Below are 15,240 nucleotides of genomic sequence, written 5' to 3' on the forward strand. Positions count from 1 at the left end.
TACATCACACTTGGGAAAATTTTTTGGGCAATTGTGGGGCCCCGCCCCGGGGGGGGGGGGGGCGGCCCGCCCCCCCCCCCCGGGGGGGGGGGGGCCCCCGCCCCCCCCCCCCCCCCCCCCCCCGCTCCTCCTTCGCGAGAGCTCAGTAAGCCTTGACGCGCTGCTCCACCACGACGTGGACCAGCGCAAAGACGCCGTCCCGGTCAATCGCCGCAAGGGCGGCGTCCAGCGCCGCAGGAACGTCCCGGTCTTCAGTAACGGTGATGCCGAAACCGCCGAAGGCCCTGGCCATCAGGCCAAAGTCGGGATTCCTCAGCTGGGTCCCGGAGACACGTTCCGGGTAGTGCCGCTCCTGGTGGGTTCGGATGGTGCCGTATTCCTGGTTGTCCATCACCACCACCAGCGGGGTGGCCCCGTACTGGGCGGCGGTGGCCAGTTCCTGGCCGTTCATCAGGAACTCCCCGTCCCCGGCAATGGTGACCACCCGTCGTCGTGGTTCAGCCAGGGCTGCCGCGATGGCGGACGGGACGGAGTAGCCCATGGAGCCGTTGCGGGCGCTGATCATGGAGGCGTAGCGGCGGGTGGGGAAATACCGGTGGGCCCAGTTGGTGTGCTCGCCTGCGCCGAAGGTCACCATGGCATCCTCCGGCAGCCGCGGCACCAGGTTTGCCATCAGGGTATCCATCCGCGCCCTGCCCTCTGCAGGGGCGGCCGAAGGCAATGCGGCGAACCGTTGCTGCTCGGTCCGCATCCTTGCCGTCCAGGCCTTCCATTCTTCCTTCACCGGCAGGCTGATGCCGGCGAGGTCGCGGACAAAGGCTTCCGGCTTGGCCAGGATCTGCCGGGACACCGGGCCAGACCGGCCACGCAGTGACGGGTCAACCGTGACCAGGAAGTTCTCCTTGTTCCAGTCCTGCCGGCAGAGAAACCCGTCCGTGATGACGTCCCCGGGAACCGTCCCGACAAAAACCAGGAGGTCGGTTTCCTCCAGGAGGTCGTAGGTGGGGCGCGGACGGCCGTAGCCAATGGGGCCAACGTAGGAGGGCGAATCAAAGGACACGGTTCCCTGCGTGCGCCATTCAGCCGCCGCCGGGATGTGGTGCCGTTCCAGCCATTCCGTCAACTGGTCCGCCGCCTCCTGCGTCCAGTCGTTGCCGCCGGTGACAAAGAGCGGCTTTTTGGATTCCGCCAGCGCGGCCTCCAGCGCGGCGGCGTCCGTCCTGCTCATGCCGCCGGCGGCAACGGGGATGGCGGGGTGCAGTACAGGGTCAATCTGCTGCCGGATGATGTCCTCCGGCAGGCCCACCACCACCGGGCCCGGCCGGCCGCTCATGGCGGCGAACATCGCCTCGGCCACGATCTCGGACGCCCGCTCCGCATGGTCAAGGACCATCACGCGCTTCGCCCCGGTATCGAACCACGCCTTGATGTCGAACTCCTGGAATGCCTCACGGTCGCGGTGCGCGAACGGGATCAGGCCGACGAAGAGCAGCATGGGGGTGGAATCCTGCCAGGCGGTGTGCAGGCCCACGTGGGCGTTTGCGGCGCCGGGCCCGCGGGTCACCATGGCGATGCCCGGGCGCTGGTTCATCTTCCCGTCTGCCTCGGCCATGTAGGCGGCGCCGCCCTCGTGCCGGCAGACGATGGTATCGATGCTGGAGCCGTGCAGGCCGTCCAGCACATCCAGGAAACTTTCTCCCGGAACCACGTAGGTGCGTTCCACGCCGTGGGCCACCAGCGAATCGACAATGACGTGCCCGGCGGATTTGAGCACCGGCGGGGCGTCGGACGTGGGCAGGGGAGGCCGGCCCGGCGTTGCGTCGCCTTCTGCAGGGCGTACGACGGCGGCTGGCGGGGTGGGGCTTGTTGCTTCGGTTTCCGTTGTCATGGGCTTTCTTTGTCGGTTTGGACGGCTTTGGTCAGCGTGGTCTTTATCTGAAGGTGTTGGCGGGTGGGTTGGCGATGACGGGGGAGAGGCCGGTGTGGCCTTCGCGGGTTTGGGCGATTTCGCGGATGCGGGTGCGGCAGGCGTACCAGCCGAGGACCATCAGGATGGAGGCGATGGCGGTGACGAGCATGGTCAGGGGGGATTCGATGAAGACCATGATGAGGACGCCGGCGAGGAAGAGGAGGGAAAGGTAGCCGGTGTAGGGGGCGCCGAACATCCGGAAGGACGGGCGTTCGAGCCAGCCTTTGTTGGCCCAGCGGTGGAGTTGGATCTGGCACAGGACGATGGTGGCCCAGGTCATGATGATGCCGACGGAGGCGACGTTCAGGACGATTTCGAAGGCTTGGGCGGGGACGAGGTAGTTCAGGGGGACGCCGAGGAGGGACACGGCGGCGGTGATGGCGATCCCGCCGTAGGGGACGCCGGCTTTGTTCATGCGGGAGGCGAAGCGGGGGGCGGAGCCGTTGACGGACATGGAGCGCAGGATCCGGCCGGTGGAGTAGAGCCCGGCGTTCAGGGAGGACAGGGCGGCGGTGAGGACCACGAGGTTCATGATGACGTCCACGCCCTGGATGCCGATGGAGCCGAAGAAGGTCACGAAGGGGCTGACGCCCTTTTCGTAGGAGGTGTAGGGCAGCAGGAGTGCCAGGAGGATGACGGAGCCGACGTAGAACACGGCGATGCGGAAGACCACGGAGTTGATGGCCTTGGGCATGATCTTCTCGGGGTTTTCGGTTTCGCCGGCGGCGGTGCCGACGAGTTCGATGGAGGCGTAGGCGAACAGGACGCCCTGCATCAGGATGATCATGGGCAGCAGGCCGTTGGGGAAGATCCCGCCGTTGTCCGAGAGCAGGCTCAGGCCGACCTGTTGGCCGTCGACGGGGGTGCCGAAGATGACGAAGTAGGTGCCCACGATGAGGAAGATGACCAGGGCTGCGACCTTGATCAGGGCGAACCAGAATTCCATTTCGCCGAAGACCTTGACCGAGACGAGGTTCAGGGCCAGGACCACGACGAGGGCGGTGAGGGCCCAGGCCCATTGCGGGACCGCTGCCATCCAGGGGATGTAGTTGCCGAAGAAGTTCATGTAGAGGGCGGCGGCGGTGATGTCCACGATGGTGGTGGTGGCCCAGTTGATCCAGTAGAACCAGCCGGAAACGAACGCGGCCTTCTCGCCGAAGAATTCCCGGGCGTAGGAGACGAACGAGCCCGAGGAGGGGCGGTGGAGGACCAGTTCGCCCAGGGCGCGGAGGATCAGGAAGGCGAAGAACCCGCACACGGCGTAGGCGATGACCAGGGACGGGCCTGCTGCGTTCAGTCGGCCGCCGGCGCCCAGGAACAGGCCGGTGCCGATCGCGCCGCCGATCGCGATCATCTGGATCTGCCGGGGCTTCAAGTTCTTGTGGTAGCCCTGGTCCTCGGCATGCAGCGCCGACTCAGAAGCATGGGCATGACCTCCATCAATCACGTGGTCCGGTGCAACATTGGGGTCCTGTACAACCTCGTCATTGGGGTTGATGGGCATGGGTGATCCTTTCGATACGGAGAAGATCCTGCTGGTTGGAGAGGGCGAGTTTCAGGGCGCGTGGGCTGTAAGCGCGTGGGTCAGAAAACGGACCAGCCGGTGCGGTCCGAAAGATCTGCGAGGGCGGCGGTACCGGCCAGTGAGTTGCCTTTGGCGTCCAGCCGCGGACTCCAGACGCAGATGGCGCACTCGCCTGGAACGATGACAAGGATTCCCCCGCCCACCCCGCTCTTCCCTGGGAGGCCAACACGGTAGGCGAACTCGCCTGCGGCGTCGTACATGCCGCACGTCAGCATGATGGATCCGACACGTTTTGCGTCGCTGGGGGAGAGCACTTGACCCAGCGTTCCCCGTCCGGCCCGTGCCAGGAACAGGCCGGCCTTGGCCAGGTCGGAGCAGGTCATCATGATGGAACACTGGCGGACGTAGTTCTCCACCACTGCTTCGGCCGGCTGGTGGAGGTTGCCGAAGTTTTTCAGGAAGTGGGCCAGCGCCAGGTTCCGGCTGCTGTTGGCCAGTTCGCCGGCCGCCGCTTCCTCGTCGATGTAGGGTCCGCTGCTGGCTGCCTGTGCGGTGAGGAACTGCAGGAGCCGGGTGGCGGCGTCGGGCGCGTTGTCCATCAGGTGGTCCGTCACCACCAGGGCGCCGGCATTGATGAAGGGGTTCCGGGGGATGCCATGCTCCACTTCCAGCTGGACCAGGGAGTTGAAGGGCGTGCCGGAGGGTTCCCGCAGGACCCGGCGCCACAGCGATCCTGAGCTGTCACCGCCAAGTGCCATGGCAAGGGTGAAAACCTTGGAGATGCTTTGGATGGAGAAGGGCACGGCGGCATCGCCGGCGGCGAAGACTTCTCCGGATGTGGTGGCGACGGCGATGCCGAACCTGTTGAAGGGGACCGCTGCCAGGAGGGGGATGTTCCCCGGGACGCTGCCCGCTTCCCGTTCCGGCCGGTGGCGGAGGACGATGTCCTCGAGGAGCGCTCCCAGCGGCGGTGCCTGGAGTGTTGTTGTCATTTCCTGCCTGAAAGTTTGTTGGAAGTGGTTCCGGTCCATGCCTGGACGTGGAGCAGGGCCACCAGTGCGTCGCGGGGGCTGCTGAAGTCCAGCCCGGTGACGCGCGAAGCCTTGCTGATCCGGTAGTAAACGGTGTTTTTGTGCAGCTGCATCCGGCGCGCGCAGGCTGCCACGTCAAGCGAGGCGTCAAAGTACGCCCGCAGGGTTTCGGCCAACTCCCCGTCTTCCCTCAGCAGCCGCGAAAGGCTGCGGTGGCGGAACGTGGAGGTCGAGAAATTCCGGACTGCCTCCCGGAACAGGATTTCGCCCTCGAAGTCGTCCACCGTGCCTACGGACGTATCCCCGGCCTGGCCCACGCAGCTTAGGAGGGCCTCGGTCAGGCCGGTGACCGAGTGGATGGACAGCAGGTCCGGAACCACCGGGCCCACAGCAGCAAAGGGGCTGATGCCCAGGTGCTTCCGCGCGTCCTTGATGATGGACTCCGCGAGGCTTCGCAGCCCGGGTTCGGCCGCGGCAGACTGCAGGCCGGGAATTATGACGGCGGTGTCGCCCTTGAACTGGCCCACCACGGCGGACGCTTTGTAGGCGGCGGCGTGGATGGACGCCAGGTTGGCGAGTTCGCCGTGCTTCAGTGCGGCGTCATCGGCCTGCGCTTCGGACTCCGACATGCCAACCAGGATCAGGGCAGCCGGGCGCTCCGCCGGGAGCTTTTCACTGTGTGCGCTGGCTGCGGCCTCCTCGGGGCCGGAAAGGATCCGCGCCACGCGGTCTTCCCGCATGTGCACGGACTGCTGGTTGCGGTACCGGATCAGCTCGGCGGACGTACGTGCCGCAGAACCCTTCAACACATGGTCGACGTCCGGCCCGAACCCCGCACCCGTCTCCTGGAGCCAGATGTAGCCCATGATGCGGTCGCCGGCAAAAAGCGTGATGGCCACGCGTTCGCGCAGCCCGTCCTGCGGCCGGGCCGGAACCCGGACGGGCAAGCGGGTGCCATGAAGTTCGCGGTAAGCGCCAAGGTCCTTGAGCAGCAGCTCGTATTTGCGGGGGCCGCGGCGCGCCAGGATGGAGGCCTTGCGGAGTTCGTCAATGTCGTTGGAGACGGTGGAGTACGCCAGCACCTTGTTGGCCGCGTCCTCGATGACCACATGGCTGGAGGTGAGCCTCGCCGTCGTTTGGGCGATGGCGAAAAGGTCCTCTTCCAGCAGCGTAAGCACTTCACGCTGGTAGCTCGGCGGCTGGATCCTGTCCTTTGCAATGGACAGCAGCCGGTCCCAGTCCGCGCCGGGGTCCACCAGCAGCAGGCCCGTACCGGCATCGCGCAGCAGTTCCTCGGCTTCGGACAGCTCCTCGCGGCTTCCCTTCACGGCCACCACCGGGGGAGGGCTCTTCTTCAGGAGCCGGCGCAGCGCCGGCAAGGCGGACCGGCCGCGGACGCCGATCAGCAGGACGAAGGCGGCTGCGGCGTCGGGCGCTTCATCGTCGGCGTCCACGATCAGGAACCGTTCAATGGCGGGGCTGGCCGATGCCGGCCGCAGGACCAGGGTGGCGAAACCCAGGGGGAGATCCGCAAGGATATCGTCCACCGTCACCGCAGCCATGAGTGTCCTTTTGCATCGATCGCACCGGACGGCTCTGTCCGGTCAACTCATGGTATCCAGCAGGAATTGGCGGAAATATGGAAGCCGACCCAAAACTTACGCGGCTTTTTCAGCCCGCCGCCCAAGTCACCGGATGCGCACCGCAGCCGTGGAACGCCAATACACCTGGGTTGGGTCCAGCCCTGCAGTCCCCGGGCACTTTGGCGCGGACACGCCGGGAAAATAGCGGCCGTCGTCGTGCGCCGTGCCCAAAGTGCCCCGGGCGGCGGGCACTAAGACAGCAGAAAGCCGGGCCCGCAGCCATTCGACGACGGCGGGCAGCGGCCCGGTGATGACCGTCGGGTCCGCAGCACCCCAGTCGTCCAACGCCAGGGAAGTGCCCGTGACTTTTATGAGGGGTCCGGCGTCGGTGCCGCGGGTGTTGGATGGGGTGAACTGGTCAGTCGGCCGATGTGCCCGTTTGGCTGTAGAAGCGACCGAACCGCTGGAGGTACAGGAACATTCCCAGGAAAGCGATGACCCCCAAGAGTGGCCCGGCCCAAATGGCAACCGGCGTGCCCCGGACAAGCAGTGCCCCGGCTCCGAGAATGCTTCCTGCCACACCAACACCGGGGCTGGCCGTGGCAAGCGTGCCTTGAATCTTCCGGCCGACTTGGCGGTACCGGTAACTGTGGAGGACGACGAAGAGGATGAAGGCTCCGCCCATGAGGAGGGGCCAGGGCCAATCTGCCATTGCTGCAACGCTCAGTGTCAGCCCATACGTGCCGGCCAAGGCCAGCCAGTAGTTCCTTGCGGTCGTGTTGGTACTCATCGGCATCCCCCTGCGACGTCCATGCGGTAAAACATACCTGCCCCCGCTGCGGAGTTCACCGGCGCTGGTGGGCACGTGAACGGCAGCGCCCGTGGCCAGTGCATCCCGTTGAACGCAAAGCAAAAGGCCCTGCCTTCCTCAGTTCTCAGGAAAGCAGGGCCTCGCTACGTGGCGGTGACGGTGGGATTTGAACCCACGTTGGCTTTTACACCAAACAACATTTCGAGTGTTGCACCTTCGGCCGCTCGGACACGTCACCAACCTCAATAGGGTACCGGAGCAAGGCGCGCATCCCCAAAACGAGATTGGCGGGAGGGGCTCCCGCTGGCCACCCAAGAGGGCCTGAAAAGATTTTCAAAATTCTTTTTAGCAGGGGTCCACTGGGCCCCTTAAATGTCAGACCCTGCCATGAGGATGGATTCATGGAAGGCAATTGGGCGGTAGTGGAGGCTGAGGCGGTGGTTGACGCTTCGGTGGCTGCTTTTGCGGCGGTGCTCGCGGGCGGCGGTACTGCTGCTTCCGGCACGGCTGTTTCCGGTCGTGGCGCCGCAGAGCCTGATGCCGGCGGTGGCGGGGGTGGTGATGGCGCCGCTGATGATCCGTTGCAGCGGGTTGTTGATGGGGCGCTGGATGTTCTTGCCGGGCTGGCACGGTCCGAGGCGAAGCTGGCGGCGTTGAAGGCGCAGGCGGTTCAGGTGCTCGCTGCCGCCACGGGCCTGCTGAACGGTCCGCCGTCCTCGCCGCATGAGGCCACGGCGCAGGAGCGGAGCCTGGTGGCCGAGGTCGGCTGCGCTCTGGTGATCGGTGACCGCGCCGCCGGTGCCCTGTTGGCCGAGTCCCACGCCCTGACCACGTCCCTGCCCCGGACCCTCGCCGCGTTGCAGGGCGGCTCGATCTCCTGGGCCCATGCCCGGGAAATGGTGAACCAGACAGTCGGTCTTGACCCCGCAGGCGCCGCGGCCCTGGAGGCCCACTTCCTGGACCCCGACACGGCAAGGCCCGTCAATGCGGCCGCGATGGGGGAGATGCCGGCTTACCGGTTCAAGGCCAAGGCCAGGACCTGGCGCGAACGCCACCACCCGGAATCGATCGAGAAGCGCCACGCCAAGGGTGTGGCGGACCGGCGGGTGGAGTGCAGGCCGGACCAGGACGGCATGGCCTGGCTCTCGGCCTACCTCCCCGCCCATCAGGCAATGGCGGGCTGGAACCGGCTCAACGCCCTCGCCCGGGCCGCACAGGGACCCGACGAGTCCCGCACCCTCACCCAGATCCGGGCCGACGACTTCGCCGAAGCGATCCTCACCAGCGGCAGCAATGGCGGTAGCAGTCGCGGGTGTGAAGACATTTCCAGCGTCCTTGCAGGCAACAGCACAGGTACCAGCGACGGGGCGGGTGCCGGGATGGATCCCGCCGGGCTGTCGTCGGCGGTCCGGGCGCAGGTGCTCGTCATGGTGCCGGTATTCGCGCTGATGGGCCTGACCGACGAGCCGGCCATGCTGGACGGCTTCGGGCCCATCCCGCCGTCGATGGCGAGGGACCTGGTTGCGAACGGTGCTGATTCGTTCCACCGGGTCCTCGTTGATCCGCGGGACGGGGCGCCGCTGGAGATCGGGCGGACCAGCTACCGGGTCACCAAAGCGATGCGGAACTGGCTGCGGATGCGGGACGGCAAATGCCCCTTCCCCGGCTGCAACAACAACTCACTGGATAACGAGGCAGACCACCTTCTGGCCTGGCAGCACGGCGGAACCACCGGGATCAGCAACCTCGGACAGCCCTGCCCGAAACACCACAAACTCCGCCACACCACCGGCTGGACACCAACACCAGCCACCAAAACCGAACCACCCGGCTGGACCTCACCCACCGGCCGGAACTACAAAAGCGAACACCAGGACTGGGAACCACCCCAATGGCCCGAATCTGCCATGCCGCCCATGCCGGCGCGGCTGGAACCGGGGGAGCATCACAACGGGCAAGTCCCCGGCATGCTGCCCTACCCGCCCATGCCCGGCGCGTGTGCCTGCCCTGCCGGAGACCTCCCATACCCGGAACCTCCACCGGAGGAACCTGAAGATGACGGCCTCATAGACCTGGACGACATACCCGTGGACGACCCCCTCTGGAACGACTTCTACGCCCTGCCGCCCGTCCTGCCCCAATACCCTCTGAACTGGGACCCCATGAATGACTGGGACCCGATAACGGACCGCAATCCGGCACTGACCTGAATTCCTTGCTGACAAAGCGCCGCACAAGGCAGCTTGTGATCCAGCGATGCCACGGTGGGGGCAGCCAGGCGGGTCAATAGCCCAGTGTCGGGGAGACGGCCCAAGACACACCGGTTGGGGAGACGGTCCAAGCACAGCCCCAAAGCCCCAGGAACCAGAACCAGGCAGCGGCCAACTTTTGCGGTCCACGCCGGGAGGGCTAGATTCATCAGCAAGATGACTAATCAAACCAGTCCCACGCACGCAACCGCCTACTGGACAACGGCCAAGGAACACGGCGAACTCCGTACCGAGGACCTTTCCGCCCCCGGCCCAGACGAAGCCCTGGTGCGCACCCTCTATTCCGGCATCAGCAAAGGCACCGAGATGGTGGTCCATGCCGGCGCCGTCCCGCCCCGGGTAGCCGACGAGATGCGGGCACCCCACCAGGAAGGCGAATTCCCGGGGCCGGTGAAGTTCGGCTACCTGTCCGTGGGCGTAGTCGAGGACGGTCCGGAGGGATGGCCGGAGCAGCGCGTGTTCTGCCTCAACCCCCACCAGGACCGCTACGTCGCGTCCATCAGTTCACTCACGAAAATTCCCGACGACGTCCCGTCCCGCCGGGCAGTGCTGACCGGAACCGTGGAAACCGCAGTCAATGCGCTGTGGGAGGCCGGCCCGAGGCTCGGTGACCGGGTCGCGGTTGTGGGCGCAGGCCTCGTGGGCGGCATGGTGGCCACCCTGCTCAGGACCTTTCCGCTGGAACGCCTGCAGCTTGTGGACCTGGACCCGGGCCGGAAGCAACTGGCGGACACCCTTGGAATAGACTTCGCCCACCCGGATGAAGCCCTCGCCGACTGCGACATCGTGTTCCACTGCTCCGCCTCCCAGGAAGGCTTGGAGCGCAGCCTGCAGCTTGCGGGCGACGAAGGGGACGTCATCGAAATGTCCTGGTACGCGAACCGCCAGGTAACCGTGCCGCTGGGTGAGGACTTCCACGCCCGGCGCCTGTCCATCAGGGCAAGCCAGGTGGGAGTGGTGGCACGAGCGCGCCGGCACCGCAGGACCAACGCGGACCGCCTGAACCTCGCAGTATCGCTTCTCAAGGATCCGGTATTCGATGCCTTCCTGACGGGTACTTCCCCGTTCGCTGAGCTGCCTGGCGTTGTGCAGGACCTGGCCCGCGGCAACCTCGAAGCTCTATGCCACGTCATTGAGTACCCGGGCGACGAAGATTCCCAGCACCCTAACCGAGAAAACCAGAGGTAGTCCATGTTCAGCCTGACCGTACGGCGCCACTTCATGATCGCCCACAGCCTCCCGCGCGAGGCCTTCGGGCCCGCCCAGGCCCTGCATGGGGCAACCTTCGTCGCCGAGGTGTCCTTCCGCCGTCGGACGCTCAACGAGGACGCGATCGTCCTGGACATCGGTGCTGCGGGCACCATGATCGAGGAGGTGCTGGCAGGCCTGAACTACCGGAACCTGGACGAGCACCCGGATTTCGCCGGGAAGCTCAGCACCACGGAGGCGCTTGCGGAATACATCGCGCAGTTTGTTGCTGAAAAGCTGAAGGATGATCCCGACGGCGGCCAGCTCACCGGGATCGACGTCACCCTGCGCGAAAACCCGGACGCCTGGGCCACCTACACGCTGGACCTTCCAGCAACCTGATCCAGTGGACCGCATCCGGCTGCTGGTTCCCGGCAACATCCACCATCATTCCGGTGGGAACATCTACAACGCCAGGCTGGTGCAGGGGCTGAAAACGCTGGGAGCCGCCGTCGACGTGTTCCCCGTCGACGGCTCCTGGCCCTATGCCGGTGCCCACGCCCGACGCAGGCTGGGCAGCCTCCTGGGGGCGTGGGAACAGGCAGGTGAAGCGGAACCAGAAGACGCAGTAACCCTTGTGGACGGGCTCATCGCCATGGGCGCACCGGATGAAATGGAATTCGCGGCCAACGCCGGACGCAAAACATGGGTGTTGGTACATATGCCCGCCCCGGCACATCACGAGCGTGAAGCACGGTCCCTCCGGGCTGCAAGTGGCGTCGTGTGCACCAGCACTTGGGCCGGCAAAGTCCTGGAAGAACGTCACGGACTTCATGGACTGGAGGTCGCCCTTCCCGGGACGGACCAGGCGCCGTTGGCCCACGGGTCCACTCCGCCCCACCTGCTTACGGTGGCCGCGCTGCTGCCCAACAAGGACCAGCTGCTGACGGTGTCCGCCCTGGCAATGCTTCAGGACCTTGACTGGACCGCATCATTTGTCGGATCAGACAAGGCAGACGGGGATTACGCGCAAGGAGTTCGGGCGGCTGTGAGCATGCACGGGCTGGACGGACGGATCCTGTTCACCGGGGAGCTGACTGGCGAGGCACTGGAGAACGAATGGCGTCGGGCGGACCTCAGCCTCCTGGTGTCCCGTGCCGAGGCTTTTGGCATGGTGGTCACCGAATCACTGGCGCACGGGATCCCCGTGGTGGTGCGCGACGGGACCGGTGCCGTTGAGGCCTTGCGCCTGGGAACAGCGGGGAAGGACGACGACGGCGGCATGCTTCCGGGAGCGAAGATTGCCTTTCCGTCGGATGATGATCCTGCGAACCCCGCCGTGCTCGCCCAGGCCCTGCGGCGCTGGCTGGAAGACCCCGGAGCCAGGGATGCCTGGCGGGCGCGGGCGCTGGATGCGCGGAGCAGGCTGCCGGGCTGGGACCAGCCAGCGGCCTGCGTGCTGGCCGCCATCAGGAAGGCTCACTGACTGCCCAGCCCGCTGACTGCCGGGCGCGAGTCAGAGCCGCGAGCGGTGCCCGGCGAAGAAGTCACGCAGCAGGGCGGCGGACTCGGCTTCGCGCACCCCCGGATACACCTCAACCCAGTGGTTCAGGCGCCTCTCGCGGAGCACATCGAAAACAGACCCCGCAGCTCCTGCTTTCTCGTCCCAGGCACCAAAGACCACCCGGGGGATCCGTGCCAGGACAATCGCTCCGGCGCACATGGCGCAGGGTTCAAGGGTGACCACCAGCGTGCAGTCGGCGAGCCGCCAGCCGTCTCCGCTGCCGCCGTCGAGCATGGAAAGTTTGCGCAGCCGGTCGGCCGCCTCGCGGATGGCCACGACCTCGGCGTGGGCGGTGGGGTCTCCAAGCTCTTCCCGCTGGTTCCGCCCGGAACCCAGCACGGCGCCGTCGGGCCCGATGACCACGGCCCCGATGGGTACGTCCTCCGTGTCGAGGGCGCGACGGGCCTCGGCGAGGGCAAGGCCCATCCACGCGTGGTGTTTCTTATCTGCGGAGACCATGGCTCAATGATAGTTTCGAAGGATACCCAGAGCCCGTGACGCACATCCGCCGGGAGGCACAGTGAGCACAGTCCGAGACCGCGTGGACAAGTGGATCAAGCCGTACGCCGCCTTGTGGCTGACCATGATCATCGGCGGAACGCTGGTGATCGCCCTGGCACTCCTGGGAGCCGAGGTCTACTCGGACGTCGTAGACGAGGAAGGCCTGGCGAGCCTTGATATTCCTGCATTGGAATATTCGCAGTCGTTGCGGAACCCGGAGGTGGACGCCTTCGCCACAGGCTTCACCAACGTAGGCGGCGGGATCGGCATGCCCATCCTGGCGAGCATCCTCACCGCCTGGCTGACCTTCCTGAACAGGACATGGCGGCCCATTGTCCTGGTGGGCGGAGCGGCCCTTGTTTCCACCTTGGCCACTACTTGGGGCAAGCGGCTGGTAGGCAGGACACGTCCGGACCACTCCGAGGCCGTCCCGCCGTTCGAGACGTCGCCGTCCTTCCCCAGCGGGCACACCCTGAACACCACGGTGGTGATAGGGGTCCTGATCTACCTCATGTGCCTGCAGTTCCAAGTACTCTGGGCGCGGATCGCAGCCATCACGGTGGGCACACTCTTCATCATTGCCATGGGCCTGAGCCGGGTCTTCCTGGGACACCACTGGATGACCGACGTCATGGCGGGCTGGTTCCTGGGGCTGGCGTGGGTAGGAATCGTGATCCTGGCCCACAGGCTGTTCCACCTGATGCGGCGGCGTGAGCACGCAGGCCCTGCACCCACCTTCGAGCATCCCGTCCTGCGCGAGGACCACACCGGGGACGCAGAACGTACCGCCCCGGAGGAGGACGCCGGCGTTGCCCCACAAAGGGCCGACGACGACGCTTCGCAGTCCGGCACGGGCGGCGGACGGCAGGGGAGCGGCCCGGCAGCCGGGTGATAGTTTTGACCCATGCGCACTCTCGTTGTGGACCACCCGCTGGTCGCCCATAAGCTCACCGTCCTGCGGGACAAGAACACTCCGTCCCCGGTCTTCCGGCAGCTGACGGAGGAACTGGTGACCCTCCTGGCCTACGAGGCCACGCGGGAAGTCCGCACCGAGCCCGTGACCATCGAAACCCCCGTCAGCACCACCGTGGGCACGGCGTTCACCAAACCCACTCCGCTGGTGGTGCCCATCCTCCGTGCTGGCCTGGGAATGCTCGAGGGCATGACCAAACTGGTCCCCACGGCTGAAGTGGGCTTCCTGGGCATGGCCCGCGACGAGGAAACGCTGGACATCATCACCTACGCCGAGCGCCTGCCCGAGGATCTCACCGACCGGCAGATCTTCGTGCTGGATCCCATGCTTGCCACCGGCGGAACACTGCGCGAGGCCATCAAGTTCCTGTTCAAGCGCGGCGCTTCTGATGTCACCTGCATCTGCCTGCTCGCCGCGCCGGAGGGCCTGGCCAAGCTGGAGGAAGAACTCTCCGGCGCAAACGTCACCATCGTCCTGGCTTCCATCGATGAGAAGCTCAACGAGAAGTCCTACATTGTCCCGGGCCTGGGCGACGCAGGCGACCGCCTGTACGGCATCGCCGGCTAGGACTCAAGCCTTTCCCGCTTCCTGCGCAAGGCCTAGCCTGTGCGCATGGACTGGAAACTGGAACTCGTTTTTGTCCCCGTATCCGATGTGGACCGGGCCAAAGACTTTTACGTCAACAAGGTGGGCTTCAACGCCGATTTCGACGAGCGGCCCAACGACTCCATCAGGTTCGTGCAACTGACGCCGCCGGGCTCAGCCTGCTCCATCTGCATCGGGGAAGGCCTCACGGATGCTCCCCCCGGTACCGGCTCCAACCTGCAGCTTGTGGTCTCTGACATCCAGGCCGCCCACCGGCAGCTCAAGGCCAACGGGGTGGACGTCAGCGATGTGGACGTGCAGGACTGGGGCCACTTTGTGTACTTCGCGGACCCTGACGGTAACCGCTGGGCGGTCCAGTACATCCCCGGCAGGGACGTACCGGACCGCCAAGGCGAAGCCGCTTCTGTTTAGTACCAGTTGTTGGCGTAGTGGAAGTTCAGTGCTCCACACGGGGACTGGTAGCGCTCCTGGATGTAGTTCAGGCCCCAGTTGATTTGCGTACGGTAATTGGTGAGGTAGTCGGCGCCGGCGCTGGCCATCTTCTCGGCCGGCAGGGACTGCACAATGCCGTAGGCGCCGCTGCTCGGGTTGGTGGCCGTGGTGGTCCAGTCTGATTCCTTGGTCCACAGGGTCTGCAAGCACTGCATCTGGTCCGGTGCCCAGCCGTAGGAGGCCAACTGGCCGGCAGCGTAGGCCTGTGCGCCCGCGGGGTCGTTGACTGCGACGACCGGGGCGGGCTCGGGAGCGGGGGCAGGTGCCGGCGCGGGCTCAGGCTCCGGTGCAGGTGCAGGGGCAGGTGCCGGTGCGGGCTCAGCGGCGGGAGCCGGCGCCGGCTCGGCCGCCTGCGGAACAACGTTGATGGGCTCTGCCGCAGGTGCCGGAGCAGGGTTTTCCTGGATTTCGCTCTTCTCGATGCTCAGCTTCGACTGGGCCTCAGCGGCCTGCGTCTCCGTGGCTGCCACCTGCACTGCGGTGTCGGTGGCCTGGCCTGCTGCTCCAACGCCTACAAGGAGCGCGCAGGACGTCGCGAGGATGGCGGCGCGCTGGCCAAAGGACGGAATTTTGCCTGACGTGCGCGGGGCACCGGCGTCGTGGCCTGGTTTCGGGCGTGCTTTAGTAAGGAACTTAGCCTCGATCCACCGATGAGCCTTCGGCTGGCCGTCCTGGCGTGACCGGTGCGAGATGATGCGCCGCGGGCAGGGGTGTGTTCCGGGCGTCG

Annotated in this window: 14 protein-coding genes and 1 tRNA gene; 7 read left to right on the forward strand and 8 right to left on the reverse strand. The window is 66.2% G+C overall.

Features of this window, described 5'->3' with window-relative positions; genetic code table 11:
• Positions 1 to 142: 142 nt before the first annotated feature.
• From ACIQF4_RS19360 to ACIQF4_RS19385, 6 genes are all read right to left on the reverse strand, one after another.
• Positions 143 to 1,888, reverse strand: a complete 1,746-nt coding sequence (locus ACIQF4_RS19360) for a thiamine pyrophosphate-dependent enzyme (RefSeq protein WP_400517159.1) — start codon at positions 1,886 to 1,888, stop codon at positions 143 to 145.
• Between the two features lie 43 nt (positions 1,889 to 1,931).
• The gene (locus tag ACIQF4_RS19365; protein WP_400517158.1) at positions 1,932 to 3,473 is read right to left on the reverse strand and encodes an amino acid permease; all 1,542 of its coding nucleotides are present in this window, start codon (positions 3,471 to 3,473) and stop codon (positions 1,932 to 1,934) included.
• Positions 3,474 to 3,553: 80 nt separating this feature from the next.
• Positions 3,554 to 4,486, reverse strand: coding sequence for a glutaminase (locus ACIQF4_RS19370; RefSeq protein ID WP_400517157.1), 933 nt, complete (start codon positions 4,484 to 4,486; stop codon positions 3,554 to 3,556).
• Positions 4,483 to 6,087 (reverse strand): PucR family transcriptional regulator, encoded by a 1,605-nt coding sequence (locus ACIQF4_RS19375; protein ID WP_400517156.1) that lies wholly within the window; start codon positions 6,085 to 6,087, stop codon positions 4,483 to 4,485. Before ACIQF4_RS19375 ends, ACIQF4_RS19370 begins: the two co-directional genes overlap by 4 nt.
• Positions 6,088 to 6,526: 439 nt before the next feature.
• Entirely contained in the window at positions 6,527 to 6,898 is a 372-nt protein-coding gene (locus tag ACIQF4_RS19380; RefSeq protein ID WP_350000688.1) for a hypothetical protein, read from the reverse strand.
• A gap of 169 nt (positions 6,899 to 7,067) precedes the next feature.
• Positions 7,068 to 7,157 (reverse strand) — tRNA-Ser (locus tag ACIQF4_RS19385).
• A 163-nt stretch (positions 7,158 to 7,320) separates the two neighbouring features.
• Here ACIQF4_RS19385 and ACIQF4_RS19390 point away from each other — a divergent pair.
• From ACIQF4_RS19390 to ACIQF4_RS19405, 4 genes are all read left to right on the forward strand, one after another.
• Entirely contained in the window at positions 7,321 to 9,129 is a 1,809-nt protein-coding gene (locus ACIQF4_RS19390) for a DUF222 domain-containing protein (RefSeq protein ID WP_400517154.1), read from the forward strand.
• Between the two features lie 216 nt (positions 9,130 to 9,345).
• The gene (locus ACIQF4_RS19395) at positions 9,346 to 10,377 is read left to right on the forward strand and encodes a zinc-binding alcohol dehydrogenase (protein WP_400517153.1); all 1,032 of its coding nucleotides are present in this window, start codon (positions 9,346 to 9,348) and stop codon (positions 10,375 to 10,377) included.
• Between the two features lie 3 nt (positions 10,378 to 10,380).
• The gene (locus ACIQF4_RS19400; protein ID WP_400517152.1) at positions 10,381 to 10,779 is read left to right on the forward strand and encodes a 6-pyruvoyl trahydropterin synthase family protein; all 399 of its coding nucleotides are present in this window, start codon (positions 10,381 to 10,383) and stop codon (positions 10,777 to 10,779) included.
• 4 nt (positions 10,780 to 10,783) lie between these two features.
• Positions 10,784 to 11,863, forward strand: coding sequence for a glycosyltransferase family 4 protein (locus ACIQF4_RS19405; protein WP_400517151.1), 1,080 nt, complete (start codon positions 10,784 to 10,786; stop codon positions 11,861 to 11,863).
• Positions 11,864 to 11,893: 30 nt separating this feature from the next.
• Here ACIQF4_RS19405 and ACIQF4_RS19410 read toward each other — a convergent pair whose 3' ends face one another.
• Entirely contained in the window at positions 11,894 to 12,400 is a 507-nt protein-coding gene (locus ACIQF4_RS19410) for a nucleoside deaminase (RefSeq protein ID WP_400517150.1), read from the reverse strand.
• A gap of 61 nt (positions 12,401 to 12,461) precedes the next feature.
• Here ACIQF4_RS19410 and ACIQF4_RS19415 point away from each other — a divergent pair, with 61 nt between their 5' ends.
• Genes ACIQF4_RS19415 through ACIQF4_RS19425 form a run of 3 tightly spaced genes read left to right on the forward strand, consistent with a single transcriptional unit; the run spans position 12,462 to position 14,432 of the window.
• The gene (locus ACIQF4_RS19415; RefSeq protein WP_400517149.1) at positions 12,462 to 13,334 is read left to right on the forward strand and encodes a phosphatase PAP2 family protein; all 873 of its coding nucleotides are present in this window, start codon (positions 12,462 to 12,464) and stop codon (positions 13,332 to 13,334) included.
• A 12-nt stretch (positions 13,335 to 13,346) separates the two neighbouring features.
• Positions 13,347 to 13,982 carry a uracil phosphoribosyltransferase gene (gene upp, locus ACIQF4_RS19420; protein WP_013599856.1) on the forward strand — a complete coding sequence of 212 codons (636 nt, stop codon included), beginning with the start codon at positions 13,347 to 13,349 and terminating at the stop codon, positions 13,980 to 13,982.
• A gap of 45 nt (positions 13,983 to 14,027) precedes the next feature.
• The gene (locus ACIQF4_RS19425) at positions 14,028 to 14,432 is read left to right on the forward strand and encodes a glyoxalase superfamily protein (protein WP_400517148.1); all 405 of its coding nucleotides are present in this window, start codon (positions 14,028 to 14,030) and stop codon (positions 14,430 to 14,432) included.
• Here ACIQF4_RS19425 and ACIQF4_RS19430 read toward each other — a convergent pair.
• A complete protein-coding gene (locus ACIQF4_RS19430; protein WP_400517193.1) occupies positions 14,429 to 15,205 on the reverse strand; it encodes a hypothetical protein in 777 nt (258 codons plus the stop codon). The genes ACIQF4_RS19425 and ACIQF4_RS19430 overlap by 4 nt on opposite strands.
• Between the last annotated feature and the right edge of the window lie 35 nt (positions 15,206 to 15,240).

Source organism: Pseudarthrobacter sp. NPDC092202 (assembly GCF_044755505.1).
In the GTDB taxonomy this organism is placed as follows: domain Bacteria; phylum Actinomycetota; class Actinomycetes; order Actinomycetales; family Micrococcaceae; genus Arthrobacter.